This window comes from Labrys sp. KB_33_2, from assembly GCF_052114505.1.
Lineage (GTDB): Bacteria > Pseudomonadota > Alphaproteobacteria > Rhizobiales > Labraceae > Labrys.
In genome coordinates this window covers 171,849-193,803 of the sequence record NZ_JBFREW010000015.1, presented here as the reverse complement: position 1 = coordinate 193,803, position 21,955 = coordinate 171,849, and the positions used below count along the sequence as shown (strand labels likewise).

18 protein-coding genes and 1 pseudogene are annotated in these 21,955 nt (G+C 64.7%); 8 read left to right on the top strand and 11 right to left on the bottom strand.

Annotated elements, in window-relative coordinates:
• Positions 1 to 8 precede the first annotated feature (8 nt).
• A complete protein-coding gene (locus AB4037_RS25490; protein ID WP_441773405.1) occupies positions 9 to 962 on the bottom strand; it encodes a GDP-L-fucose synthase family protein in 954 nt (317 codons plus the stop codon).
• 105 nt (positions 963 to 1,067) lie between these two features.
• Entirely contained in the window at positions 1,068 to 1,793 is a 726-nt protein-coding gene (locus AB4037_RS25485; protein ID WP_441773404.1) for an outer membrane protein, read from the bottom strand.
• Between the two features lie 387 nt (positions 1,794 to 2,180).
• On the opposite strand from AB4037_RS25485, the gene AB4037_RS25480 reads away from it, so the two are divergent.
• The 3 genes from AB4037_RS25480 to AB4037_RS25470 are packed head-to-tail and all read left to right on the top strand — an operon-like array spanning position 2,181 to position 4,555.
• Entirely contained in the window at positions 2,181 to 2,369 is a 189-nt protein-coding gene (locus AB4037_RS25480; protein ID WP_441773403.1) for a hypothetical protein, read from the top strand.
• A complete protein-coding gene (locus tag AB4037_RS25475; RefSeq protein ID WP_441773402.1) occupies positions 2,350 to 3,612 on the top strand; it encodes a glycosyltransferase in 1,263 nt (420 codons plus the stop codon). Before AB4037_RS25480 ends, AB4037_RS25475 begins: the two co-directional genes overlap by 20 nt.
• Positions 3,613 to 3,622: 10 nt before the next feature.
• Positions 3,623 to 4,555, top strand: a complete 933-nt coding sequence (locus AB4037_RS25470; protein ID WP_441773401.1) for a hypothetical protein — start codon at positions 3,623 to 3,625, stop codon at positions 4,553 to 4,555.
• Between the two features lie 33 nt (positions 4,556 to 4,588).
• Here AB4037_RS25470 and AB4037_RS25465 read toward each other — a convergent pair whose 3' ends face one another.
• From AB4037_RS25465 to AB4037_RS25435, 7 genes are all read right to left on the bottom strand, one after another.
• A complete protein-coding gene (locus tag AB4037_RS25465) occupies positions 4,589 to 6,952 on the bottom strand; it encodes a TRAP transporter permease (protein WP_441773400.1) in 2,364 nt (787 codons plus the stop codon).
• Between the two features lie 208 nt (positions 6,953 to 7,160).
• Positions 7,161 to 8,144, bottom strand: coding sequence for a TAXI family TRAP transporter solute-binding subunit (locus AB4037_RS25460; RefSeq protein ID WP_434959399.1), 984 nt, complete (start codon positions 8,142 to 8,144; stop codon positions 7,161 to 7,163).
• Between the two features lie 151 nt (positions 8,145 to 8,295).
• Positions 8,296 to 9,039 (bottom strand): glycosyltransferase family 2 protein, encoded by a 744-nt coding sequence (locus AB4037_RS25455; RefSeq protein WP_441773399.1) that lies wholly within the window; start codon positions 9,037 to 9,039, stop codon positions 8,296 to 8,298.
• 177 nt (positions 9,040 to 9,216) lie between these two features.
• On the bottom strand, positions 9,217 to 9,978 hold the full coding sequence (locus AB4037_RS25450) for a transglycosylase SLT domain-containing protein (RefSeq protein WP_434959401.1): 762 nt from the start codon (positions 9,976 to 9,978) through the stop codon (positions 9,217 to 9,219).
• 20 nt (positions 9,979 to 9,998) lie between these two features.
• Positions 9,999 to 11,534 carry an L-piperidine-6-carboxylate dehydrogenase gene (gene amaB / locus AB4037_RS25445; protein WP_441773398.1) on the bottom strand — a complete coding sequence of 512 codons (1,536 nt, stop codon included), beginning with the start codon at positions 11,532 to 11,534 and terminating at the stop codon, positions 9,999 to 10,001.
• Between the two features lie 86 nt (positions 11,535 to 11,620).
• Positions 11,621 to 12,472, bottom strand: coding sequence for a DUF1963 domain-containing protein (locus AB4037_RS25440; RefSeq protein ID WP_441773397.1), 852 nt, complete (start codon positions 12,470 to 12,472; stop codon positions 11,621 to 11,623).
• Positions 12,473 to 12,506: 34 nt separating this feature from the next.
• Positions 12,507 to 13,406, bottom strand: coding sequence for a helix-turn-helix transcriptional regulator (locus AB4037_RS25435; protein ID WP_441773396.1), 900 nt, complete (start codon positions 13,404 to 13,406; stop codon positions 12,507 to 12,509).
• A 92-nt stretch (positions 13,407 to 13,498) separates the two neighbouring features.
• On the opposite strand from AB4037_RS25435, the gene AB4037_RS25430 reads away from it, so the two are divergent.
• Positions 13,499 to 14,392, top strand: coding sequence for an SDR family oxidoreductase (locus AB4037_RS25430; protein ID WP_441773395.1), 894 nt, complete (start codon positions 13,499 to 13,501; stop codon positions 14,390 to 14,392).
• Positions 14,393 to 14,428: 36 nt separating this feature from the next.
• Here the strand turns inward: AB4037_RS25430 and AB4037_RS25425 are convergent, their stop codons facing one another.
• Complete coding sequence (locus AB4037_RS25425) at positions 14,429 to 16,603, bottom strand: primosomal protein N' (RefSeq protein ID WP_441773394.1); 2,175 nt, start codon at positions 16,601 to 16,603, stop codon at positions 14,429 to 14,431.
• 112 nt (positions 16,604 to 16,715) lie between these two features.
• Between AB4037_RS25425 and AB4037_RS25420 the strand changes: the two genes are divergently transcribed.
• The 3 genes and pseudogenes from AB4037_RS25420 (at position 16,716) to leuB (ending at position 18,983) form a co-directional block, all read left to right on the top strand.
• Positions 16,716 to 16,853, top strand: a complete 138-nt coding sequence (locus AB4037_RS25420; protein ID WP_441773393.1) for a hypothetical protein — start codon at positions 16,716 to 16,718, stop codon at positions 16,851 to 16,853.
• Positions 16,854 to 16,877: 24 nt separating this feature from the next.
• Positions 16,878 to 17,756 (top strand): annotated as a pseudogene (locus AB4037_RS25415) (suppressor of fused domain protein); the annotation flags it as partial.
• A 126-nt stretch (positions 17,757 to 17,882) separates the two neighbouring features.
• Positions 17,883 to 18,983, top strand: coding sequence for a 3-isopropylmalate dehydrogenase (gene leuB, locus AB4037_RS25410; RefSeq protein ID WP_441773392.1), 1,101 nt, complete (start codon positions 17,883 to 17,885; stop codon positions 18,981 to 18,983).
• Between the two features lie 231 nt (positions 18,984 to 19,214).
• On the opposite strand, the gene AB4037_RS25405 is transcribed toward leuB, so the two are convergent.
• On the bottom strand, positions 19,215 to 20,639 hold the full coding sequence (locus AB4037_RS25405; RefSeq protein ID WP_434959410.1) for an aminotransferase: 1,425 nt from the start codon (positions 20,637 to 20,639) through the stop codon (positions 19,215 to 19,217).
• Positions 20,640 to 21,014: 375 nt separating this feature from the next.
• Here AB4037_RS25405 and AB4037_RS25400 point away from each other — a divergent pair, with 375 nt between their 5' ends.
• The gene (locus AB4037_RS25400; RefSeq protein WP_441773391.1) at positions 21,015 to 21,695 is read left to right on the top strand and encodes a TetR family transcriptional regulator C-terminal domain-containing protein; all 681 of its coding nucleotides are present in this window, start codon (positions 21,015 to 21,017) and stop codon (positions 21,693 to 21,695) included.
• Positions 21,696 to 21,955: the final 260 nt, after the last annotated feature.

The window sequence follows — 21,955 nt, the reverse complement described above, 5'->3', positions numbered from 1 at the left end:
CGAGAAGGTTAGGGCCCCGCAGGTTTGAGCCTGCCCTCCTGGGCAAGATACCAGGCATAGGTCTCGGCGAGGCCTTCCTCGAGCCCGATGCGTGGGCGCCAGCCGAGTGCGGCGATGCGCGAGGAATCCATCAGCTTGCTCGGCGTGCCGTCCGGCTTGCTGCGGTCATGCGTGGTGGCGCCGGTATAGCCGACGACGCGCTTCACCGCTTTCAGGAGCTCCAGGATGGTGATGTCCCGTCCGGCCCCGATATTGATCGGCTTTTCGTCGGAATAGTTCATGGCGAGGTGTACCAAGACGTCGGCGCAGTCGTCGACATGCAGGAATTCGCGTCGAGGGGTGCCACTGCCCCAGATCTCGATGGAGGGTGTCCCGCGCAGTCTGGCTTCGTGCACCCGCCGGATGAAGGCGGCGAGGACATGGCTCGACGCCAGGTCGAAATTATCGTGCGGGCCGTAGAGATTGCAGGGCATGGCGGCGATGAAGTCGCAGCCATGCTGGCGCCGATAGGCCTGGACCAGCTTGAGGCCGGCGATCTTGGCGATCGCATACCATTCATTGGTCGGTTCGAGCGGGCCCGACAGCAATTGGTCCTCGCCAATCGGCTGGGCAGCCTCCCGCGGGTAGATGCAACTCGAGCCGAGCAGGACGAGCTTGGCCACGCCGGCCCGCGCGGCCGCATGCACGACATTGGTCTCGATGGCGAGATTGTCATAGAGGAAATCGGCCGGAAGACTGGCATTGGCAAGGATGCCGCCGACCTTGGCGGCAGCGAGGAAGATTACCTCAGGGCGCATCCGCTCGATCCAGGCCTCCGTCTCGGCCTGACGCCGGAGGTCGAGCTCGTCCTTGCCCGCCGTCAGCAGGGTGCAGCCCTCGCCCTGCAGCCGCCGCATCAACGCGGCCCCGACCATGCCGCGATGGCCGGCGACCCAGACCCGTTTGCCGTGCAGCGACATCATGGGGATTTCGCCTCGGTTTGGTCTCCACCATCGCCTCTATAGCAGGTCTATCAAAACAAAAACCCGGCGCAGGGCCGGGTTTTCGTCGAATTGTGGTCGATCGGATCAGAATTTGTAGCTGACGCCGAGCGTTGCCGTGGTCTGATTCCAGCCGGCCTTGACCCGGCCATTGGCCGTTTCGTAACCCTTCTTCTGGAAGTCGGAATAGCGCACCTCGGCGCGGCCGATCCAGTTTTGCGTAAAGGCATATTCGGCGCCCAGACCCACGGTCCAGCCGATATGGGTGTTGTCGTCGCTCGACGCATAGGGGGTGCCGAAGGACTGACCCCGGTCGGAGAGCTTACCATTGGCGAAGGCAACACCGCCGGTGGCATAGAGCAGGATATTGTCGATGGCGTAGCCGGCACGAACACGCAGCGAACCCTGCCACTCGCTCTTCATCTGCAGGCGTCCGGTGACGCCCCCGCCCGAATAGCTGTAAAGATGGCTGCCCTTGAGATCGGTGTAGTCGATATCGGCTTCGCCGCCGATCACGAATTGGTCGATCTGGTAGTTGTAGCCGGCATGCGCGCCACCGACGAAGCCGTTCATGTTGAACTTGTCGGCGGGGACCGGCCCGTTCTCTGAGAACAGGTGACTCTGGTTGTCGTCCTCGCGGCCCCACCCATAGCCGGCATGCACGCCGATATAGGGACCCGACCAGTTATAGGGGGTGTAGGCGGGAGCGACGGGCTCGACGGCCTGCGGGGCGAGGTCGGCAGCGCTGGCTGCACCTGCACCCGCAAACAGGGCTACGGCCATCACGGTCGGTACGAAAATTGCCTTGAACATCAACGCCCCTCGCTCTTACCCGGTACCGCGACTTATTCGGTCCCGAAACATTCCTATATGCAAAGCTATGAGAGAGCTGCGATTCCAAGTCAAAGGAATTGCCCGGCATTTCGGTCTCCAGCCATATTTTCGCCATGGGATGTGGCAGATGGGTAACAGTATTTTAGTACCGATACCGAATAATACCTCTCATGCTCCTGCGAAGCCCCGTAAGACATGAAATATGGGTACAAAACGCGGCTTTTTGGTTGTCTCGTGGAGGAAGCGGCAGGTTTGTATCGACGCTGCCCTCTCCTCGATTGACAGCTCCCGATCTTCTACCTACACGTGAATCCATCGGTTTCCAAAATGGCATACCGCCTGCTCCAAGAAACGACGAGGATTAAGATGGCCGCCACTGCCACCGCAATGAAGCTCAATGCCGCGAACTCGGCTCCGAAGCCCTCCGTCCAGAAGGCTGGCGTCCTCGCCGCCCGTGCGCCCTACGAGGCTCCCAAGGTGCTGTCGATGTCCATCAAGGAAATGTCGACCGACAATGCCTTGTCGATGATGGGCAATGTTGGCGGCGTGGAATGATGGCGCTGCGCTGCTGAGAGGTGGCGCGAACGACGCTCTTCCATTTCCATCGTTATTACGCAGAGCCTCCGGCGACGGTTGTTGCATCGGAGGCTTTGTTTTATCTGAAATAACGGGTTTTCCCATGATGCAGAGCCGGGTAAGCACATCCGCGGCGATGATCGTGAAGAACGAAGCGCGTTTTCTGCCGGGCTGCCTGGAAACGCTGGCTGAAAAGGTCGACGAGATCGTCATCGTCGATACCGGCTCAACCGACGGCACGATCGAGATCGCCGAAAGCGCCGGTGTGCGGCTGTTGCACCAGGCCTGGCGAGGGGACTTCGCCGGTCCGCGCAATTTCGGCCTCGATCAGGTCCGCACCGACTGGGTGCTCTATATCGATGCCGATGAGCGCCTGGGCCTGCCGCGGGGCGGCCGCCTCGCTGACTATATCGATCCCGAGGCCGTCGCCGGCTTCGTGCGCTTCCAGCCCAAGACCAATTTCACCCGCTATCGCGAATGGCGCTTGTTCCGGGCCGATCCGCGCATCCGCTTTGCCGGCATGATTCATGAGACCATGGTACCCGCCATCAAGGCGGTGAGCCGGCAGGATGGGTGGCCGGTGGTGCAGACGGATGTCGAGATCGATCATCTGGGCTATGACGGCGACATCTCCCACAAGCATCCGCGCAATCTGGCTTTGCTGGAGCAGGCCTTGCCGCTCGATCCCGACCGGCTGTTCTATTGGCATCATCTGGCGGAGACCTATGCCGGGCTCGGCCGGCTGGAAGAGGCCGAGAATGCCGCCTGGCAAGGCCTCGCGCGGGCCGAAGGGCAGGATGACGACAATCGCAGCGCGACCGCGAGCCTGCTCTATCAATTCCTGGCGCGGACCGAACTGCAGCACGGACGCGATCCGCTTGACCTGATTGCATCCGCGCTGGCGCGCCAACCCGACGACTATGCCCTGCATTTTCTCAAGGGCCGCGCACTCCTGGCGGCCGGTCGGGCCGAGCAGGCGCTTGAGGTCGCTCATTTCCTGCGCGATATCGACCCGGACAGGTTGCCCGATGGCTGGCTCGCCTTCGACCGTGCGCTGTTTACCGACAAGGCCTGTGAGTTGGCGGCGCTCGCCTGCCTTGATCTGCAGCGGCATTCCGAAGCCGGCAAATATTTTGCGGATGCATCGCGCCTTGCTCCCGAGGTGCTGGCCTATCGCGTCAAGGCCGCAGCCTTTGGCGGCGGCTCGCCAGTGAATGTGTGAGAGCCTTCGGATGGAACCGAGCCGCAATCTCGTATTGGTGCATAGCGAAGGCTGGCAGAGCGTGGCTGATTTCGAAGCCATCAAGGGCTTCGTTGAGGAAATAGCGCCCGATATCGAGGTGTTCATCGCTTCCAACGACGCCCCTTCCTCCTATACGCGCAAGAAAGCGGCGTCGCGTCCTGCCCTGATCTTTTCGCCGATTCGACTGCAGCGCTTCAAGCCGGATCGCGGCAGGATTTATCAGGGCCAGCCGATGTCGAAACTGGTCGAAGTGCAGCGGCTGGCTGCGGCCGGCGTGCCGGTGCCGCCCTTCGAGGAGATCGGCCCCGATACCGTGCTCTCGCCCGAGATTTACGGTCCCTTGGCGGTGGTCAAGCCGTCCTACCCCTTCGCCTCCTGGGGCCAGGGCGTCGAGCTCCAGCACAGCGATAAAATTCGCTACAGGCAGCCTGAAGACTATCCCTCTGGCCATCCTGGCCGCCAGGGGCCGATGATCGCGCAGAAATTCGTCGATTGCGGCCATGCCATGACCTGCCGTGTGCTGACTCTGTTCGGCGAGACCATCTTTACCTTCGGGCGCGAATCCACCAGACCGCTGGCGCTCGATCTCACCAAAGAGACCTATGAGGTTGCCGACTTCATGCCGGCGCCGCCCGATGTTTTCGTTTATTCCACCCATGAGCCCGACATCCTGGCCCTGGCTGCCGAGGCCTACCGGGCCATGCCGGAAGTGGCTCTGCAGGCCTGCGACATCCTGCGGGCGCAGACGGGCGAGCTCTATATCATCGAGGTCAATCCGGGCGGTGGCACCTGGATGTTTTCCAGCAAGCTGGCGGATCGCTATCGCGAGCGCCTTGGTGTTGAGAGTCTCACGGCCGAATTCGATGCCTTCCGCACCTGTGCCCGCCTGCTGGTGGAGCGCACGCGGGCCGAGGCGGAGTAGGCGGAGGAATTCTTCGAGGGGTATTTGCCCCGTCTACGCTTCCTTCTCGCCGAGTGTGGGACGCACGCGCAGCCAGTGCAGCAGGAGAGCCACGCCGAGGAAGGCGGTTCCGCCGAGATCGGCCAAGGCGTCGGCGGCGAGCAGCAGAGCACCGCCAATGGTGGCCAAGATGCGTTCGAGTGCCTTGGCATGGCGCAGGGCATAGCCTGTCGCGCCTATGGCGAGGCCGACGAGGGCGAGGCAGGAGGTCGCGGTGGTCAGCAGCACCTGCAGCCATTCGCCAAGATCGGAAGGCCAGCCGCCGCTGGGGGTAAGCATGAGCAGGCGCAGGCCGTCCGGCGTCAGGCAGAACATGAAGGGCACCAGGAAGGCAGGCAGCGTGTATTTCCAAGCCTGGATCATGGTGCGGAAGGGCGTTCCGCCGGTGATCGCGGCGGCGGCAAAGGGCGCCAGCGCCGTAGGCGGCGAGACGTCCGCCAGCACCGCGTAATAGAACAGGAACATGTGGGCGGCCGGTTCCGGGACACCGACGCCGGTCAGTGCCGGCACCAGCATCACCGCTGCGATGATGTAGCTCGCCGTAACCGGCACGGCGGTGCCGAGGATCCACATGGCGATGGCCGCGAGGATGATCACCACCACCCGCTCGCCGCCACCGAGCGTGACGATGATCGAGGAGATGGTGAGGCCCAGGCCCGTGAGGTTGACCACGGAGACGATGATGCCGGCACAGGCGCAGATCGAGGCGATGCCGAGCACCGAGCGCGAACCGTCGATCAAGGCCTCGATCATCCGCGTCGAGGCCGGGGTCGGTGTGCGCCCGGCGCGCAGGGCCAGCCAGGCTTCCAGCGCGGAGGCGAGCACCGCTGCAGCCATGCCCCAGAACACGCAGACCGAGATGCGCCCGTCGAAGAGATTGACCAAGCCGATCTGCGCCGACAGGCCGGATTTGCCGAAGCCATAGGCGGCGAGGACGGCGACCGCACCGATTGCGAAGGCGCGCGGCGTCACCAGGCGGGAATGCGCGCGGATCATTGACAGGCCGAAGGCGATGGCGATCGACCAGAACACCGCCAGGAAGGAGGTGAAGCCGAGAATGAGAAAGATGGCGATCGCACCCAGGGAGAGGAAGTGATAGCCCTCCCTGCGGGTCAATTGCCACAACGAGGCGTCGGATGTCTTCACCGGCGTGACCTTGAGGCGACGGGCATCCGCCTCCGTCATCAGCCAGCAGGAGAGGTAATAGAGCAGGGTCGGAATGGTGGCGTAGATCAGGATGTCGAGATAATCGACATTGAGATATTCGGCGATGATGAAGGCGGCCGCCCCCAGCGTGGGCGGCGACAGGGTGGCGCCGATTCCGGCTGCCGAGAGCATGCCGCCGGCGACGTTGGGCGTATAGCCCGAGCGGCGCAGCATCGGCCAGGCAAGGGAGGCGATGGTCACCGTGGTGGCGACACCCGAGCCCGAGACGGTGCCGAGCAGGAAGCCCGAGGTCACCACGGCGCGGCCGGGCGCTGAGGGCGATGGCTTCTTGCCGAACAGGGCGAAGGCCCAATCGATGAAGAACTTGCCGGCGCCGCCACGCTCCAGCACCGCACCATAGATGGTGAACAGGATGATGAAGGTGGCGGCGACGTCGAGCGGCGTCGAGAACAAGCCTTCCAGCGTCAAGGCGTTCTGACCGATGATGCGCTGCAGGGAGAAGCCGCGATGGTCGAAGGGCTCGGGTATCGATGGCCCGAAATAGCAATAGATCAGGAAGATGATGGCGATCGCCGGCAGGATCCAGCCGACGGTGCGGCGGGTTGCCTCCAGTACCAGGAGGATCAGCGCGCCGCCGAGCACCAGTTCTTCCGGCGTCGGGCGCGTGGGCCGGGCCTTGTAGTCCTCGATGGTCAGGCACAGCACCAGCGCCGTGCCGACGCAGAGAGCGACCAGGATCCAGTCGAGCACGCGGGTGGTGATCAGGAGCCGGCTGCGCGTTGCCAGCGGCATCAGGGCAAAGGTGAGACCCACGACAACGAGCTGCAGCGCTGCCGGCAAGCTGCGGGCGAAGATGCCGCTCTGTAGCGCCAAAGCGATGCAGGCGAGGGCGCCGAGAAGCCCGGCCAGCCATTCCTCGATCGAGGTGGCCCGCGGCGCGCGGTCGCGCACCAAAGGGAAGAGGGCGAAGACCAGCGCCAGCACGATGGCCAGGAAGCTGACCCGGTAGATCGTAGTGTTGACGGCGAACTGCGTCCAATAGAGCACATAGGCAGAAAGGCCGAAGAGCGAAAGGCCGGTCACCCGCCCGAGCCAGCCGGACAGATGCGCCGCCGGGCCGCCCTCATTGTCGGAAGCGAGCCTCTCGAATTCCTCTTCGGTCAGCTCGACCCTGGTTTCGGTTTCACGCATGCTGGTTGCTTTGTGATGGGGCGCAATGCCGGTGAACCCCGCTCCTCGATGGAAGATAGAGGGTGATTAAAGGCTCCAATCTTTGTCATGCCCGAGCTTGACCCGGGCATCCAGCTCTTCCGCCGGCCTCACGTTGAAAGAAAGGCTGGATTGGCGGGTCAAGCCCAGCAATGACAAAGGTCGCGTCTGCTGCTTCAAAGCCAACCCCTCACTTCAAGACGCCCTTGGCCTTGTAATAAGCTTCCGCCGCCGGATGAAAGGGTACCGCCGTCTTGGTCGCTGCCGTGGCAAGGGAGAGCTTGCGCGCTTCCGGGTGGACTTTGTGCACGTCGTCGAGATTGTTGAAGATGCCGTCCAGCATGGTGGTGATCAGGCTGTCCTCGGCCTTGGCCGAGACGATCAGGACATTGGCGATGCCGAGGCCCGGCACGTCGCCGCTCAGGCCGGCATAGGCGTCCTTCTTGAGTAGGAAGGGCCGATAGAGGCCTGGATATTTCTTCTCCACCGCAGCGAGTTCGGCATCGGCAGGGATGAAGCTGATCGGCGGCTGGCCGGTGGTGGCAAGGTCGCGCACCGCCGAGGTCGGCACGCCCCCGATCCAGAAGAAAGCGGAGACCTTGCCATCCTTGAGTGCGCCGACCGATTCGGCGACGCCGAGATTGTCGCGCGTCACGTCCGTCTTGGGATCGAGCCCGGCGGCGAGGAGGACGCGGTCGGCGATCGATTCAGTAGAGGAGCCTGCCGAGCCGATGGAGACGCGCTTGCCCTTGAGATCGGCGATGCTGGTGATGCCGGCATCCTTGCCGGCCACCACGTGTAGAAAGGAATCATAGAGCACGGCGAGCACGCGTATGTCCTGCTTGCCGTCCTGCTCATAGGCGCCGAGGCCCTCGACTGCGTCATAGGTGGAATCGAGGGTGGAAAAGCCGAGTTCCGCCTCGCCAGCATGCAGCAGCTTGGCATTGTCGACCGAACCGCCCGTGACCTGCGCGGTCGCCTGCAGGTTCGGGACCTTCTCCGACAGGATCTTGGCCAGGCCCCCGCCATAGGGATAGAACACGCCGCCGGTGCCGCCGGTGGCGATTACCATGCGAATGCGCTTTTGCGCCATTGCAGGCCCCGCGATGGTGGCGAAGGCAAGTCCGGCGCCGGCGGAAAGCAGGTGACGACGGTTGAGGAGCATGGCGGACATGTGGATCTCCCTGGATGATGTTCGTTATGGTTGCATCAGATCATAGGGAGCAATCGTCGATCCGCAAGCATGCCGAGGCGACCTGCCGAAACGCTACGGCAATCGGGAGACTTTTCATGAGGGCGAGAGTAGAGTTCCAGCGGGAGCTTCCTCACGAAGGCCGGCCGCCCTCCCGGGCAATCGACTCGTGGTTGCGCAGCACCAGTTGGCCGAGTCCGTGCTTGGCCGAGAAGCGAGCAAGATTGACTTGGCGCGTGGCGAGCTTGGCTGCGGCGGAGACACTGTCCTCCCGGGCCGAGATGCGCACGGCCCCGCTCAGGGGACCGGAGAACGGTACGCCGGCCGCGAACAGGCGCAGATACCAGTCCCAGTCCCAATAATAGGGCAATTTCTCGTCGAAGGGGCCGAGATTCTGGTGCAGGCTGCGCGGATAGATCACGCCGGAAACCAGCAGGCGGTTGTCGCGACGGATCGCCTGGCTGTCGGCATGGGCGTCGAAGGTGAGTTCGCTGCCGGCATCGGTACGATCGCCCTCGGTGACGATGCAGCCGGATGCATAAAGGAGGCCTCGGTTATCGGCCTTGGCGAGCATGCGCTCGAGGTGGTCCGGCTCGGCCCACCAGTCGCCATCGTCCAGGAAGGCGATGCGCCGGCCGCGCGCTGCTGCGACGCCGAGATTGCGGGCCGGAACCCAGCCGCTGCCACCGGTGAGCAGGGCCTGGAAGCGATCGAGGCCGAGTTCCTCGGCCAGCCGCGCGCCACTGCCGTCGCCGTCATCCACCACGACGAGCTCGAAATCCCGGAAGGATTGAGTCTGCGCCGAAGCCAGCGCCCGTCGCAGAAGGTCGGGGCGGTCCTTGGTGGGAACGATGATGCTGAGTTCGGGCTGGGACATGTCGAATATGGCGCGGGTCGCTACTGAAGGTTGAAAACCCTTCTCCGTTTCGCGGAGAAGGGTTGTTCCCTCCTTGGAGAGCACGATCCGATCAAACTGATCGGATCGTGCTCTCCAAGTTTTTGTTTCAACGCATGATCTTGGCCGAAAAGTCGTGCAACTTTTCTGGATTATGCTCTAGCGGCTGGGCTTGCCCTTGATCAGATGCGGCAGCATGCCCCTGCGCTTGGCCTCGTAGTAATAGCCGCTGGAATAGAGCCGCACAGCCCTGTCCTGGCTGCCGCCGGAGACACGCCAGGCATTGGCAAGATAGGCGGCGCCATAGGTGAGGTTGGTGTCGGCGTCGAACAACCCGGTGGGGCCACCCTGATAGCCCATGCCGCGGGCGGTATCGAGCCGCATCTGCATCAGGCCGAGATAGGGGCCGTTACGTGCGCCGGGATTGAAGCCGCTTTCACGCTTGACCACGCGGCGCAACAGGCTTTCCGGCACGTTGTAGCGGGCGGCATGCTTGGTGATGAGGGAATCGACATTGCCGAGGGGCTTGAGATTCAAAGGCTCGGCAGCAGTCTTCTGTATGGCTGCCGGTGCCGCCGCGGGGATGCTGGCGGTCTGGATCTCCGCCTCGTGTGCGGCGGGCGCTGCCTGGCCTGTATCGGCGATGTCGCGCGGGCGGGAGGGCGGCAGAGGGATGACGGCGAGCGTGGTTTCGCCGGCCTTCATCGTCTCGGGAGCCTTGGCAACGGAGATAGCCGCAGCGCCGGAACGCTTGGCGCGCTTTTCGAGCTTGGCCTTGGCCTTGAGGACCGGGCCGGGCGCTTCAACCGCCACGGCCTGCGAGGGGGCCTGGTGTGCCTGCGTCTGCGCCTGTGCCAGACCGGGGAGGGTGAGGAAACCGGCTGTCACACAGCCGGCCAGCGCGAATTTAAGGTTTCTCAAGCGTCTCGTCTCCGCCATCCTCAAGGGCTCGTCCCTCCGTCGTCGACATCGAATTTCACGCCCTGCGCCAGCGGCAGGGTCCGGCCGTAATTGATGGCGCTGGTCTGGCGCCTCATATAGGCCTTCCAGGCGTCCGAGCCACTCTCGCGCCCGCCGCCGGTTTCCTTCTCGCCGCCGAAAGCGCCGCCAATCTCGGCACCCGAGGGGCCCATATTGACATTGGCGATGCCGCAATCAGAACCCTGGGCGGAGACGAAGCGCTCGACCTCGCGCATGTCGGTGGCGAAGATCGAGGAGGACAGGCCCTGCGGCACGCCGTTCTGCAGTGCCAGGGCGTCGTCGAACGCCGAGTACTTCAGCACATAGAGAATCGGGGCGAAGGTTTCGTTAACGACGGGGCCTACCTGCTCCGGCATCTCGACCAGGGCCGGACGGGCGTAATAGGCCTCCTGCGGGCCGGCTTCCGCGACGCGGGCGCCGCCATGCACGGTGCCGCCGGCCTTGCGGGCCTCGTCGAGCGACTTCTGCATGCCGTCGAAGGCGGCCTTGTCGATCAGCGGGCCGACCAGCGATTCGGTGGTGAGGGGATTGCCGACGCTGATGCCGGCGTAGACCTTCTTCAATTTGCCGATGAGGGCGTCATAGACGCTGTCATGCACGATCAGGCGGCGCAGCGAGGTACAGCGCTGGCCGGCGGTGCCCATGGCGGCGAAGGCAATGGCGCGCAAGGCCAGATCGAGATCGGCCGAGGGCGTGACGATGGAGGCATTGTTGCCGCCGAGTTCGAGGATCGAGCGGCCGAAGCGGCGGGCGACGCGCTCGCCGACGATGCGGCCCATCGCGGTGGAGCCGGTGGCCGAGACGACGGGGACGCGCGGATCGTCGACCAACACCTCGCCGACCTCGCGGGCACCGAGGATGAGGGTGAGCAGGCCGTCCGGCACGCCGCCGAAGCGCTTGGCGGCACGGTTGAAGATGGCTTCGACGGCGAGCGCCGTGAGCGGGGTCTTCTCGGAGGGCTTCCACACCACGCTGTCGCCGCAGACGAAGGCCAGTGCCGCGTTCCAGCTCCACACCGCGACCGGGAAGTTGAAGGCGGAGATCACGCCGACCACGCCGGCCGGGTGCCACTGCTCCATCATGCGATGGTCGCCGCGTTCGGTGGCGATGGTGAGGCCGTAGAGCTGGCGCGACAGGCCGGTAGCGAAGTCGCAGATGTCGATCATCTCCTGCACTTCGCCCAGGCCCTCGGAGGCGATCTTGCCGACTTCCAGTGAGACCAGGCCCCCCAACTCGGTCTTGGCGGCGCGCAGCTCCTCACCGAGCAAACGAACCAGTTCGCCGCGCTGCGGACCGGGAACCTTGCGCCAGGCTTCGAAAGCGGCCTGCGCCTTGCCGATGGCGGCCTTGGCTTCAGCCGGACTGTCTTCCTGAACGGCGCCGATGGTCTCGCCGGTAAGGGGGGTGCGAACGGTGCGGGAGCCGCCGGTGAAGCGGTTGGCCGGAACCCCGAGAGCCTCGAGAAGCTGGCGGGTTTCGGCGGCAGGACTGGTCATGATGACTCGCTCAATTCAACGCGATATGGCGACGCTCATACCTTTTTTGGCCGTCGTGGGGAACCCCTTGCACGTCGAGCGGATTCTCAGCTGCTCTCCACGGCGGCATAGATCCTGGAAAAGTCCAGTTTTTCGAGGTCGTTCTCGTGCTGGAGAAATTGCAGATAACCGGCGTCCCAGATGCCGAGACCGAGGGGCATGCAGGAATCGATGGTGAGCAGATGACGCCAGCTACGCGCCGGCGCAAGATCGAGCTTGACGCGTTCCCGGGCGTTGTAGAGCCACTTCGGATTGACCTCCCGCATCACATAGGCGTCCTCGCGCGGGTCCGAGCCGATGCCGGCGGCGTGGCCGAACAGCTTGCCGAGGATGGGGCTCGGCGTTTTCGGCTCGAGCGACCACATGAAATCCTCGTTGTAGGTGTCGTGCTCGTCCTCGCTCATGTCGCGGGTCACTGTTGAAAAATCCTGCGTGGCCCAGCGCGGGAAGTCGGAGACGGCCACAAATTCGAGGCGGCGCGGCTCCACATCGGCCAACATGTCGTTGGCGAAGGCAATCTCGGTGGGCAGTGCGGCCGGATGCAGGGGCTCCGTGCCGATGTGAAGCAGGATGCGGTGTTCGACATTGGTCGCCGGTTCGTCGAGGCCGATGAAGACATACAGCATGCCGGTCCGTGGCAATGCGCTGGCGGCGGCGGGGAGCTCGGCGAGGGCTATCTGGAGCGCGAACTCCATGGCCTCGCCCTTGGCCGTGCGTGGCCAGGCCAAGGAGGCCGGCAGGTCCGGCAAGCCGCCAATCCGGCTCTGGCCGGCGTCTCCGGGGCCCGTGCCCAGCAGGATCGCAATGGCGGGCAGCTCATGGGGCAGGATGCGTTCGGCATGGGCGCCGAGGCCAACATTCTCGAGCAATTGGCGGGGAGAGGGGACGGGATCGGGCATGGGAGCTCGCGGGGATCAAGACGGTTGGGGATTCTCATACCGTCTGAGGCTGCCGCGAGAAACCTCCACGTGTCCCCCTCTCCCCACTGGGGAGAGGGGAGATCGTCTCGAGCCCGTCGAGGAAGGCCCTGATCCTGTCGCGATCTTCCGGCGTCGGGTTGTAGACCAGCATGCTCAGATCGGGCCGGCCGTCGACGGTAAAGGCCGAATATTCCAGCGTGATCGGGCCGAGCACGGGGTGGCGCAGGCGCTTGACGCCGTCGCCATGGGCGCGGACGTCGTTGTCGCGCCACATCGCCTCGAATTCGGGGCTGAGCCGGCAGAGTTCTTCGATGAGGGGCTCCACTTCCGCCGCCGCACCGGCGCGCGCCGTGTCGGCTCGGAAGGTCGCAACCACGAAGCGAGCCACGCTCTCCCAGTCATATTGCGCGGCGCGCACGTGCGGATCGAGGAACATGAAGCGCAGGACATTGCGCTGATGGGGCGGCAGCGCGCCGTAGTCGGTCAGGATCGCGGCGGCGGCCCGGTTCCAGGCCACGATGTCCCAGGTCGCCGTCTTGACCAGGGCCAGGCTCGGCTCCAACGCGTCGAGTACGCGCTGCAGCCGTGGCGTGACGTCCTCGCCCTTGCGGTAGCGCACTTCGGGTGGGCGGCCGAGGCCGAGCAGGAAGAGGTGCTCGCGCTCGACTTCGGTCAGCAGGAGGGCGCGGGCTATACGGTCGAGCACGTCGGCCGAGGGCGCCCCGCCGCGCCCTTGTTCGAGCCAGGTGTACCAGGTCGGGCTGATATTGGCCCGCTGGGCGACCTCCTCCCGGCGCAGGCCAGGCGTGCGCCGGCGCGCCGGGCCAAAGCCGAAGGCGGCTGGGTCGAGCTTGGCGCGGCGATCCCTCAGATAGCTGCCGAGTCTGATTTCCTGCGTGAGCTGCCCACTCATCCTGTTAGCCATTATAATACGATAAGATCACTACTTTACCAGGATAGTGTAGGCACCGATGCTTGTCTTCTACCCAGATAGGAGACTTGCTCATGCGCGTATTCGTGACCGGCGCAACCGGATTCATCGGCTCGGCCGTGGTGAAGGAATTGATCGGGGCAGGCCATCAGGTGCTCGGCCTGGCCCGTTCGGAAGACAAGGCCGCTGCCCTGGCCGGGGTGGGCGCCGAAGCCCATCGGGGCTCGCTAGAAGACTTCGACAGCCTCAGGGTCGGCGCTAACAACTCGGATGGCGTCATCCACCTCGCCTTCAACCATGATTTCTCGACTTTCGCCGCCAATTGCGAGGATGATCGCCGCGTGATCGCGGCGCTCGGCTCCGCACTTGCCGGCTCTGACAGGCCCCTGATTGTGACCTCGGGCACCGCCATGGCCAGTACCGTGCCTGGCGAGTTGGCCCGGGAGGACGGCGCCGTAGTCAGTTCGAAAGTAATCCCGCGCGCCGCCTCGGAGGAGGCCGCTGCGGCCGTGGCCGCGGAGGGCGGGAACGTCTCGGTCGTGCGCCTTCCCCAGGTCCACGATACCGTCAGGCAGGGCCTCGTCACTTATGCAATCGCAGTGGCCCGCGAAAAGGGCGTGTCGGCCTATATTGGGGAGGGTCGGAACCGCTGGTCGGCGGCCCATATCCTCGATGTCGCCCGCCTCTACCGCCTCGTGCTGGAGAAGGCCGAGCCCGGTGCGAAATACCATGCGGTGGCGGAGGAAGGTGTGACGCAGCGAGAAATCGCGGAGGTGATCGGCCGGGGCCTGAAGGTGCCGGCGAGGTCGATTCCCCTCAGCGAGGCCGAAGCCCATTTTGGCTGGCTCGGCCTGTTTGCCGGGCACGACATGCCGGCTTCCAGTGAGCAGACCCGCAGGACGCTGGGATGGCAGCCCGCCGGCCCCGGCCTGATCGCCGATCTCGAGGCGATGGATTACGCGGTGTGAGAGGCAATTCCCCTCTCCCAAGTTGGGAGAGGGGGCTCAGGCGAAATTCATCGGGTCGATGTCGATGTCCACGGCCAGTTGTCCGCTCACCTTCGGTCCAGCAGCGAGCCAGGCGCGGATATAGTCCTGGAGGGCGAAGTCGCGCGGGGCCTGCAGGATCAGGCGCATGCGGTGGCGGCCGCGGATCACCGCGATCGGCGCCTCGGCCGGGCCGAGCACGCGCAGGGCCGCATCGAAGGGCGCCGATTTGACGAGCTGGCGGGCAAAACCCTCCGCCTTGCCGCGATCCTCGTCGGAAATGGTGAGCGCGGCCATGCGGCCATAGGGTGGCAAGCCGGCCTTGGCGCGCACTGCGATCTCGCGCGCATAGAAGCTCTCCTTGTCGCCTGAGACCAGCGCCTGCATCACTGGATGGCTGGGGTCGTAGCTCTGCAGCAAAGCGCGCCCCGGGCGCTCGCCGCGCCCGGCCCGGCCGGTGACCTGGCCGAGGAGCTGGAAGGTGCGCTCTGCCGCGCGCGGATCGCCGGTGCCAAGGCCGAGATCGGCATCAACAACGCCGACCAGCGTCAGAAAAGGGAAATTGTGCCCCTTGGCGACGAGCTGCGTGCCGATCACGAGGTTGGCCTCGCCCTTGGCCACGCTGTCGAGTTCCTGGCGCAGGCGCTCGGCGCTGCCATGGATGTCGGAGGACAGGATCACCGTGTGAGCCTCGGGGAAGAGACCCGAGACCTCCTCGGCGATGCGCTCCACGCCCGGCCCGCACGGGGTGAGCGTGTCCTCGCCCTCACAGCTCGGGCACTGGCGCGGCACGGGCGCGGTGTGGCCGCAATGGTGGCAGACCAGGCTCTTGCGGAAACGGTGCTCCACCAGCCAGGCCGTGCAGTTCGGGCATTGGAAGCGATGCCCGCATTTGCGGCAGAGGGTGAGCGGGGCATAGCCGCGCCGGTTGAGGAAGAGCAGGGCCTGCTCCCCTGCCGCCAGGGTTTCCTTCACGGCCGAGACCAGGCGGGGCGCGATGAACTTGCCGCGCTCGGGGCCGCCCTCGCGCATGTCGACCGTGGCGATCGCGGGCAGCGCCCGCCCGCCATAACGCTGGGGCAAAGTGATATGGCCGTAGCGGCCGCGATCGGCATTCACCCTCGATTCGATCGAGGGGGTGGCCGAGGCCAGCACCACCGGCGCGTCGATCAGCCGGGCCCGCACCACGGCCATGTCGCGGGCATTGTAGCGCGGCCCGTCCTCCTGCTTGTAGGCGCTGTCATGCTCCTCGTCGACGATGATGACTCTCAGATCGACGAAGGGAAGGAACAGGGCCGAGCGGGCGCCGGCCACCACCGCGACCTCGCCCTTGGCGATGCCGTGCCAGAGCTTGGCCCGCTTGTTGGCCGATACGCCTGAATGCCATTCGGCCGGGCGCACGCCGAAGCGCTCGGCGAAGCGGTCGAGGAACTGGTTGGTCAGCGCGATCTCGGGCAGCATGATCAGCGCCTGGCCGCCCTGCTTGACGGCTTCGGCCACCGCCTCGAAATAGACCTCGGTCTTGCCCGAACCGGTGACGCCTTCCAGCAGCATCGCCGAGAAGCGCCGCGCTGCCACGGCCTGGCAGAGGCTGGCGGCGGCCAGCGCCTGCGCTTCGTTCAGGCTGGCGCTGCCATAGGCCAGATCCGGGGTGCCGGCCACCGGCTCGGGCGGCAGAGCCAGAGGCTCGACGGCACCGGCATCGACCAGGCCGTCGACCACGCTCGGCGATACGCCGGTCGCCTCGATCAGCGCGCGCTTTTCATGCACGAAACCATCGGACAGGTGGTCGAGCACGCGCCGGCGCGCCGCCGTGAGGCGCTCGGGCTCGTGCTTGCCCAGGCGATAACCGAGCCTCTGCTTTTCAGGCGGCAATTCGGGGGCGCGCAGCGCCATGCGCATGATCATGCCGCGTGGCGTCAGCGTCCAGTTCGCCACCCATTCGATGAAGCGGCGCATTTCGGCGCCGAGCGGAGGTATGTCGAGGCGTTCCTCGACATATTTCAGCCGGTTAGAAGAGGCAGGCAGCACGCCGTCGCCGTCCCAGACCACGCCGACCACCTCGCGCGGCCCGAGTGTGACGCGCACGATATCGCCCGGCATCAGCGTGTTGCCGAAGGGCACGCGGTAGCTGTAGGTGCGCTCCAGCGCCACCGGCAGCAGCACCTCGACGACTTCGCCCGGGTTAGCCATGAGCACGCCTGCGGTGCCATGGCGATGCGCCCGCTGTCATTGGTTCGGCCTCGATCATACCCTGACAGGTCGAGGAGGGGGGTGAGTCTGTCAAGGACCTGCCCTTCAGAACATGCCGACGCTCGCAGGCTGGCATGCCATCGATGCAGCTTGTGAGCGTCTCTATCCCGGGCAGAAGGAAGTCCATGTCGCCGCGGTGCCGCCGCCAGGCTTGGGGGGCTCCAGCGTCCTCAACGGTGTTTCTGTCTAGCAGGGCGCCGGCGACACGCCGCATTGGCACTATGTCACCTATGGCTTGACCGAACTGTTCGGCAAGGAATCCAGCGATCCGGACGAGAGTGGTTTTGGTTTCGAGCTCACCTTTCGCCTCAGGCGCGGTGAGGAGACGGAACCACCGAAATGGCCGTTCGAGATGTTGCAGGGGCTGGGACGCTATGTCTTCAACACCGGCAATGTGTTCGAACCGGGACATTACCGCCAGCGCCTCGCCCCGATCGTGCAGGAAATCGAGACGCAGATTTTCAGCCTGATCTTCATTGCCGATCCTGACTTGCCCGATCTCGACACCCCAAACGGCAAGGTGCGTTTCGTCCAGGCCGTCGGCATCACCAGCGACGAGATGGATGCCGTCTGGAATGTTGGCGTCGACATGATCGAATCCCTGCTGGCCCGCCGCTCGACCAAACGAGTGACGGATATTGCCAGGACCAGTATCCTCGCCGATCCCGTTGTGCTGGGCGCTGTCGAGGATCGAGCCCGGCAAGATGGTTCACCTACCGAAGTCATCTATGGCGATCGTGTCGAGGCCGAAAGGGACGGTTCGACCACCACGCTGATCTTCAGCGCCACCACGATGCGCTCCCTGCTGGCGGTGCTGCCCTATCGCTGGCCGTTTGGTCGGGAGTTGTCGCTCTATCATCCGGAGTGTGTCGTGGTCTGGGGAAAAGGCGATGCGAATGCCGTCCGCAACCACGGTATCCATACGCATGTCACCCTCGACGATCGAGGCTACCGCGAACTTTTGGCGACCCTGCGCCCCGTCGCCGGCAACTACGCAGTGCCATCCCTTCCCGGGCTCAGCCTTCAGGTCGAGGCGACGGAAATTCGGAATGCGGAGGGCAAAGTCGTCCACCGCATCGGCGCAGCAGGCTGAAGGGTTGGCGAGGCTGCCTACGATCCCAGGCAGCCTTCGCTCGCCATGCTTTTCTTGTAGCGCTTTTCTTGCGCCTTCCCCCTTGCTCGTCTAATCAGCCGGCATTCCAATCAAAGGTGACAGGTCATGGCGACGCAAAAGCTCCTCCTTCTTCCTGGCGACGGCATCGGTGTCGAGGTGATGGCGGAGGTCAAACACCTGATCGCCTTCCTCAACAAGACCGGTCTCGCCTCCTTCGAGACGGAAGAGGATCTGGTCGGCGGCGCTGCCTATGACGCCCATGGCAAGGCGATCTCCGAGGACGCCATGAAGCTCGCCGATCAGGCCGATGCGGTTATGTTCGGCGCGGTCGGCGGCCCGAAATGGGCCGATGTTCCCTATGAGGCGCGCCCGGAAGCCGGCCTGCTGCGCCTGCGCAAGGATCTCGGCCTCTTCGCCAATCTGCGGCCCGCCGTGTGCTATCCGGCGCTGGCCGAGGCCTCCTCGCTCAAGCGCGAGCTGGTCGAGGGCCTCGACATCATGATCGTGCGCGAGCTTACCGGCGGCGTCTATTTCGGCGAGCCCAAGGAGATCGTCACGCTGGAGAACGGCGAAAAGCGCGCCGTCGACACCCAGGTCTACACCACCCATGAAATCGAGCGCATCGCCCGCGTCGCCTTCGACCTCGCCAAGGTACGCGGCAACAAGGTGCATTCGTCTGAAAAGCACAATGTCATGAAGTCGGGCGTGTTGTGGAGGCAGGTCGTCACCGAGGTCCATAAGGCCGAATATGCCGACGTGAAGCTCGAGCACATCCTAGCCGACAATTGCGGCATGCAGCTGGTGCGCACGCCCAAGCAGTTCGACGTGATCGTCTGTGACAACCTGTTCGGTGACATGCTCTCCGACGTCGCGGCCATGCTGACCGGCTCGCTCGGCATGCTGCCCTCGGCCGCGCTCGGCGCCGAGGATGCCAAGACCGGCAAGCGCAAGGCGATGTATGAGCCGGTGCACGGCTCAGCGCCCGACATCGCCGGCAAGGGCCTGGCCAATCCGATCGCCACGCTTGCCTCCTTCGGCATGGCGCTGCGCTATTCCTTCGGGCTCAGCGAAGCGGCCGATCGCCTCGACGCCGCCATCTCGGCGGTGCTGAGCGAGGGCCTGCGCACCAAGGACATCGCCAGTGCCGGCCAAAACGCCGTCTCCACCAGCGAGATGGGCGCGGCCGTGATCAAGGCGATGGGGTAAGGCCGCCTGGGCGAAAAATAGCTGTCCCATCTGTGCCAGCGGACGTCTCATCCGTCTCGATCAAGTCAACGAGGCGCGGTAATCCCTCTCCGGTTTCGGGGAGGGTGGCCCGGCGGGCCGGGTGGGGGCGGATGGCTCAGCCTTAGGTCTGTTAGCCCGCTGGCGCCACGCTCCCCCTTCCGCCGCTTCGCGGCACCTTCCCCGAAACCGGGGAAGGATATCCGCGCCCTATTATGAAAAGGCTTGCGAGTTCGTCGGTCGCCGCCACAGGCCTTCGCGTTCGAGATCGTCCATCGTGCGCGAAATGCCCTCGCGCAGGATGGCCGCCATGTCGTCGATCTGGGTGCGCGTGATGGTGAGCGGCGGAGACATCACGCACATATTGACAATCGGCCGCACCAGCAGGCCGAGCTCCTGGCAGTGGCCGTCGATGCGCTTGCCGATGGTCTCGTCGAGCTCGCCGGCAGGCCCAGCGACGCATTCGATACAGGCCATCATGCCGACGCCGCGCACCTCGCCGACCAAGGGCAGGTCCATGAGGCTCCTGAGCCGGGCCTGGAAATAGGGCGCGACCTCGCGCACATGGTCGAGGACGCCGCCTTCCAGGATATCGAGATTCTTCAGGGCGACAGCGCAGCCGATGGGATGGCTGGTGTTGGTCAGGCCATGGGCGAACATCGCCTCGGGATGGTTGGAGCGCCGGAGGTCCTCGAGCAACCGGTCCGAGATCACCACGCCACCCAGCGGGAAATAGCCCGAGGTGACGCCCTTGGCGAAAGTGATCATGTCGGGATCGAGCTCGAACACCTCTCGTGAAGCAAAGACATGCCCGAGGCGGCCGAAAGCCGTCACTACCTCGTCGCAGATGTAGAGGATGTCGTTGGCCCGGCAGATCTCGCGGATGCGTGGGAGATAGCCTTCCGGTGGCACGATGACGCCGCCCGAGGCCTGGATCGGCTCGGCGACGAAGGCCCCGATCCGCTCGGCCCCGATCCGGGCGACGGTGTCGCGGAACTCGTCGACCAGGACATCGGCGAATTCGGCCACCGTCTTGCCGTCGGGGCGGCGGAACGGGTTCGGCGCCGAGAGCTTGACGACGAGGTCGCCGGCGCTGTCCATCCAGTCATTGTCGCGCGGGCGGGCATTGAGCGAGGCGGAAAGATAGGTCGAGCCGTGATAGGCGCTGCCGCGGCTGAGGATGAGCTTCTTGTCCGGGCGCCCGCGCACGTTGTTGTAGAACTGCATGAAGCGCAGCGCCGTCTCCACGGCCGAGGACCCGCCGGTGGTGAAGAAGACATGGTTGAGATCGCCGGGTGCGTGGGCGGCGATCCGCTCGGCCAACGCCACAGAGGGCGAACTCGTGGTGTACCAGGGTGAACTGTAGGACAGCGCCATCGCCTGTTCGTGCATAACGTCGGCGAGTTCGCGCCGGCGATGGCCGATATTGGTGCACCACATGCCGGCGGGCCCATCGATCAGGCGCTTGCCGGCGGCATCGGTGATGTAGATGCCGTCGCCCTCGCCGATCAGCGGGCGAGCCTCGTCGCCCACGGTTTCCGCTACGGGCCAGGGCTGGATGAGATGGCGCCTGGCGCGCTCGGTCAGGTCCTCCTCCGCTGCCGCCATCGCCACTGCCGTCGAGCCAATCGTCGCCATCGTCGTCACCTCGTCTTCACCAGCCGGGACATGTCCTTTGGTCGTGCCGGGGAGGGACGGAAATTCCCTCGTCGGCACCATCAAAACGCAGGTCCGTCAGCACTCCCGTCACGGATATCCGATCAGATAATTGCTATACGTTCGTTCGGTTATAATCGTTATACTGAACGAACGTATAGCAAAAAATTGCATTGACAATCCCACCATTCTCGCCAAGCATGCTCGAAAGACGCCGGCTGGGATCGCGCGGCGAGGCTTGAGTAAATTTGCGATTTTCATGAATCGCAATTTCTCCCTAACTATTTGTTTTGACGCATTTTTAATCGAAAAGCCGATCAGCTTTTCTGTAAAATGCTATAGGGTGGTCGCACCAGAATGAGCACTTCCACGAGCACGGGCCGTACACGGATCAACCGGGCCGAACGCCGGAGCGAATTGATCGACGCGACGATCGAGTGCCTGGCCCGCTACGGCTATGAAGGCACTACGATCGGCGTCGTCGCCGAGGCGGTCGGCATGTCCCGCGGGATCGTGAACTTTCACTTCGAGACCAAGGAACAATTGCTGCTGGAGACGCTGCGTTTCCTGTCCGACGAATATCGCGATCATTGGCGCGCCGCCCTTGCCCAGGCCGGGCCGTCGACCGCTGAACGACTCTGGGCGATGGTCCTGGCCGATTTCGACCGCAGGATCTGCACGCCGCGCAAGCTGGCGGCCTGGTGCGCCTTTCGCGGCGAGGCGAAGGCCCGTCCGACCTATCGCAGCATGTGCAACGAGACCGACTTGGAGAATCTCGGTGTCGTTGCCGATCTCTGTGCCGAACTCGTGCCGCCGGGCATCGATGCGCACAAGCTGGCGCGGGCAATCGTGTGCATGCTCGAAGGCCTGTGGCTGCATCTGATGATCGCACCCAAGAACCTGTCGCGGGAGGAGGCGCGCGAGGTCGCGGCATCGCATCTTGCCATCGTACTGCCTGCCCATTTCACGTCATCGGGACCTATCCCGGCCGTGCGTTCATCCCTGGGCCGACCTATGCCGGAAGCCCAGCCGTCCTGAGCGAGCAAGAAGGAGGAAGCGCCACCGCGAGCACGGATGCGAAGACGCTTTCGGGCGGGCCTGCTCGTAGCGCGACAACCGCGATGCAATTTTTTACCCGGACAGCCGGGGCGGATGCGCCGAAGAGCGCTGGTTCCCGCTTGTCCGGATCCTGAGTGACGCCGAGCGGGCCTTTCTCGGTGCGAGCAGCCGCGCTTTTCTGACAGAAGCGAGGCGCCGCGGGATCGCCCAGGCCCCACCACCGCAAGAGCGGCCTTTCG

What these genes read in the sequence shown, in the direction of transcription:
- AB4037_RS25490 (WP_441773405.1), bottom strand. Translation starts at nt 962, where the DNA reads ATGATGTCGCTGCACGGCAAACGGGTCTGGGTCGCCGGCCATCGCGGC.
- AB4037_RS25485 (WP_441773404.1), bottom strand. Translation starts at nt 1,793, where the DNA reads ATGTTCAAGGCAATTTTCGTACCGACCGTGATGGCCGTAGCCCTGTTT.
- AB4037_RS25480 (WP_441773403.1), top strand. Translation starts at nt 2,181, where the DNA reads ATGGCCGCCACTGCCACCGCAATGAAGCTCAATGCCGCGAACTCGGCT.
- AB4037_RS25475 (WP_441773402.1), top strand. Translation starts at nt 2,350, where the DNA reads ATGTTGGCGGCGTGGAATGATGGCGCTGCGCTGCTGAGAGGTGGCGCG.
- AB4037_RS25470 (WP_441773401.1), top strand. Translation starts at nt 3,623, where the DNA reads ATGGAACCGAGCCGCAATCTCGTATTGGTGCATAGCGAAGGCTGGCAG.
- AB4037_RS25465 (WP_441773400.1), bottom strand. Translation starts at nt 6,952, where the DNA reads ATGCGTGAAACCGAAACCAGGGTCGAGCTGACCGAAGAGGAATTCGAG.
- AB4037_RS25460 (WP_434959399.1), bottom strand. Translation starts at nt 8,144, where the DNA reads ATGTCCGCCATGCTCCTCAACCGTCGTCACCTGCTTTCCGCCGGCGCC.
- AB4037_RS25455 (WP_441773399.1), bottom strand. Translation starts at nt 9,039, where the DNA reads ATGTCCCAGCCCGAACTCAGCATCATCGTTCCCACCAAGGACCGCCCC.
- amaB (WP_441773398.1), bottom strand. Translation starts at nt 11,534, where the DNA reads ATGACCAGTCCTGCCGCCGAAACCCGCCAGCTTCTCGAGGCTCTCGGG.
- AB4037_RS25440 (WP_441773397.1), bottom strand. Translation starts at nt 12,472, where the DNA reads ATGCCCGATCCCGTCCCCTCTCCCCGCCAATTGCTCGAGAATGTTGGC.
- AB4037_RS25435 (WP_441773396.1), bottom strand. Translation starts at nt 13,406, where the DNA reads ATGAGTGGGCAGCTCACGCAGGAAATCAGACTCGGCAGCTATCTGAGG.
- AB4037_RS25430 (WP_441773395.1), top strand. Translation starts at nt 13,499, where the DNA reads ATGCGCGTATTCGTGACCGGCGCAACCGGATTCATCGGCTCGGCCGTG.
- AB4037_RS25425 (WP_441773394.1), bottom strand. Translation starts at nt 16,603, where the DNA reads ATGGCTAACCCGGGCGAAGTCGTCGAGGTGCTGCTGCCGGTGGCGCTG.
- AB4037_RS25420 (WP_441773393.1), top strand. Translation starts at nt 16,716, where the DNA reads ATGCCGACGCTCGCAGGCTGGCATGCCATCGATGCAGCTTGTGAGCGT.
- leuB (WP_441773392.1), top strand. Translation starts at nt 17,883, where the DNA reads ATGGCGACGCAAAAGCTCCTCCTTCTTCCTGGCGACGGCATCGGTGTC.
- AB4037_RS25405 (WP_434959410.1), bottom strand. Translation starts at nt 20,639, where the DNA reads ATGGCGACGATTGGCTCGACGGCAGTGGCGATGGCGGCAGCGGAGGAG.
- AB4037_RS25400 (WP_441773391.1), top strand. Translation starts at nt 21,015, where the DNA reads ATGAGCACTTCCACGAGCACGGGCCGTACACGGATCAACCGGGCCGAA.